The 2,300-nt window shown below is 57.3% G+C and carries 4 protein-coding genes; all 4 read left to right on the forward strand.

The window, feature by feature from the left end:
• On the forward strand, positions 1-129 hold a 129-nt coding region (locus ACQUQ1_RS21945), incomplete at its 5' end, for a DUF1931 domain-containing protein (RefSeq protein ID WP_435066321.1).
• Between the two features lie 71 nt (positions 130-200).
• On the forward strand, positions 201-761 hold the full coding sequence (locus ACQUQ1_RS21950; RefSeq protein ID WP_049987858.1) for a TATA-box-binding protein: 561 nt from the start codon (positions 201-203) through the stop codon (positions 759-761).
• Positions 762-846: 85 nt separating this feature from the next.
• The gene (gene xseA, locus ACQUQ1_RS21955; RefSeq protein ID WP_435066320.1) at positions 847-1,890 is read left to right on the forward strand and encodes an exodeoxyribonuclease VII large subunit; all 1,044 of its coding nucleotides are present in this window, start codon (positions 847-849) and stop codon (positions 1,888-1,890) included.
• 2 nt (positions 1,891-1,892) lie between these two features.
• Entirely contained in the window at positions 1,893-2,075 is a 183-nt protein-coding gene (gene xseB, locus ACQUQ1_RS21960; RefSeq protein ID WP_152120864.1) for an exodeoxyribonuclease VII small subunit, read from the forward strand.
• Positions 2,076-2,300: the final 225 nt, after the last annotated feature.

Here is a 2,300-nt window from a genome sequence, read left to right on the forward strand (position 1 = left end):
CTCTCGGACAACAACGTCTCGGCAGATTTCTACGACACGCTCAACGAGGAGGTCGCCGAACTGCTCGACGACGCCGCCGAGCGTGCCGAGGCCAACGACCGGAAGACGGTCCAGCCCCGCGACCTCTAATTCGGAAGGTACCACACCGACGCTCGAAGTCACTCCCCGTTTTAAGGGGGTTGTGACTGGAAGGTACTCCTATGAGTGTCACAGCCGAATCAATTCAAGTCGAGAATGTGGTCGCGTCGTCCGATATCGGTCAAGAACTCGATCTGGAAACGCTTTCTGAGGATTTAGGAGCCACCGACTACGATCCCGATAACTTCCCTGGACTCGTATATCGGATGCACGATCCTAAAGCCGCAGCGCTCATTTTCCGCTCGGGGAAAGTCGTCTGTACGGGTGCAAAAAGCGTCGACGATGTGACGACTGCGTTGGAATACGTCTTCGACGAGCTCCGTGAATTGGGTGTCGATGTCGCTACCTCCCCAGATATCGAAATCCAGAATATTGTCTCAAGTGGGGACCTCGACCACACACTCAATTTGAATGCGATTGCGATCGGCCTCGGTCTCGAACACATCGAATACGAACCAGAGCAGTTCCCGGGGCTCGTCTACCGGCTTGACGACCCGGACGTCGTCGCACTCCTCTTCGGGAGTGGAAAGCTCGTCATCACGGGCGGAAAACAGCTTGACGATGCTGAACAAGCGCTTACAGTGATCGAAAACCGGCTCACTGACCTCGGGTTACTGGAGTAATTCAACGACACAGAACAGTTGGCAGGGTACACTGGCACTGGTGAGTACATTTTTGAATCTGCTCTCCCCGTGTTAAGTTAGTGCGATGGCTGATGCCGAACGGGAGGTAGATGATGTCCTGTCCGGGAATGTTCTTTCAGTCCAAGAGCTGAACGACCGAATTGCATCGGTCGTCCAGGACACGCCTGCCCTCAACGGCGTCCGCTGTATTGGCGAGGTCACGGATCTCCATCAAAACAGTACCGCCCTCTATTTCACCCTGACTGACGGCGACGCCGAGCTTCCCTGTATGCTCTGGGCGAACCGCTATCAGAAGATGGACGCTGACCTTGAGGACGGGGCGGAGGTCATCCTCGAAGGCGATATCGATTACTGGATAGAGGGCGGGAAAATCGACCTCAAGCCGTGGGAGGTGATCGTCGTCGGCGACGGCGATCAGGCAGCTGCCGTCGAGCGACTGCGAAGTGAACTCGAAGAGCGTGGCTGGTTCGACGACGAGCAGAAACAGCAACCGCCGGCGTTCTCAGAGCGGGTTGGGGTCGTGACCTCCCTCCGTGGCGATGCCCGCTATGACATCCAGAACGCGATTCACGAACAGGACCCTACCGTCGACATCCTGGTGAAGGACGCCACCGTCCAAGGATCGGAGGCGCCCACGTCCATCGCGAACGGCATTCACCATCTGGACCGCTCCGAGGACGTCGACGCCATCATCGTCGGTCGCGGTGGCGGGAGCGATTCGAACCTCCAGGCGTTCAACACCGAACGGGTCGCAGAGGCGATATTCACCGCGAACACCCCGATCGTCACGGCGATCGGCCATACTGACGACCGGTTAATCGCCGATCAGGTCGCGGATGTAGCGACGATCACGCCGACGGCCGCTGGCGAGTATATCGTGAATTCCCGCGAGGAGTTCTTCGCGGGCGAGGTCAAGCCGCTGGCACAGCAACTCGATGCCGCGTACGAAACCTTCCAGCAGGAGCACAAGCATGAACGGGAGATAGCCGAAGCAGTTGACGAGGCGGCCGTACCCGAGGGCCTCCCGCCGGTCTACTACAAGGCCGCAATCGCTGTGCTGTTGTTGCTGTTGTTGGCTATCACTGGGCTTTGGTTGGGGGTGATCTAAGCGTGGCAAACGACCAAGAGATCCACGACCGGCTGACCCGTGTCGAAGAAATCATTGAGCAGCTCGATGCGGACGAGTGTGACCTCGATGAAGGGACAAGGCTCCACGAGGAAGGTCAGGAACTCTTGGCCGAGGTGCGAGAAATCCTCGACAACGGGCGTGGAGAGGTCGTGGAACTCGAGTAGAGCGCCATTCCAACCTTAACCAACAGACAACGGCATCTAACCCCGTTGTTGGTTAACGGTACCTTTGCAAGGTGAACGAACTCTCCGGTTATAATTTACTTTAGATTTTTGCGCCAGTTGGTGGCCAGAAAGCATATACCGATCTTCTAGCTATCGCACCACCATGGACCGGGGCTCAACCGGTGCATACCCACCCCGCACATATGATCACACGGGCAGTCACCA

This window comes from Halobaculum sp. EA56 (assembly GCF_051195075.1).
Lineage (GTDB): Archaea > Halobacteriota > Halobacteria > Halobacteriales > Haloferacaceae > Halobaculum.

What these genes read in the sequence shown, in the direction of transcription:
- ACQUQ1_RS21950 (WP_049987858.1), top strand. Translation starts at nt 201, where the DNA reads ATGAGTGTCACAGCCGAATCAATTCAAGTCGAGAATGTGGTCGCGTCG.
- xseA (WP_435066320.1), top strand. Translation starts at nt 847, where the DNA reads ATGGCTGATGCCGAACGGGAGGTAGATGATGTCCTGTCCGGGAATGTT.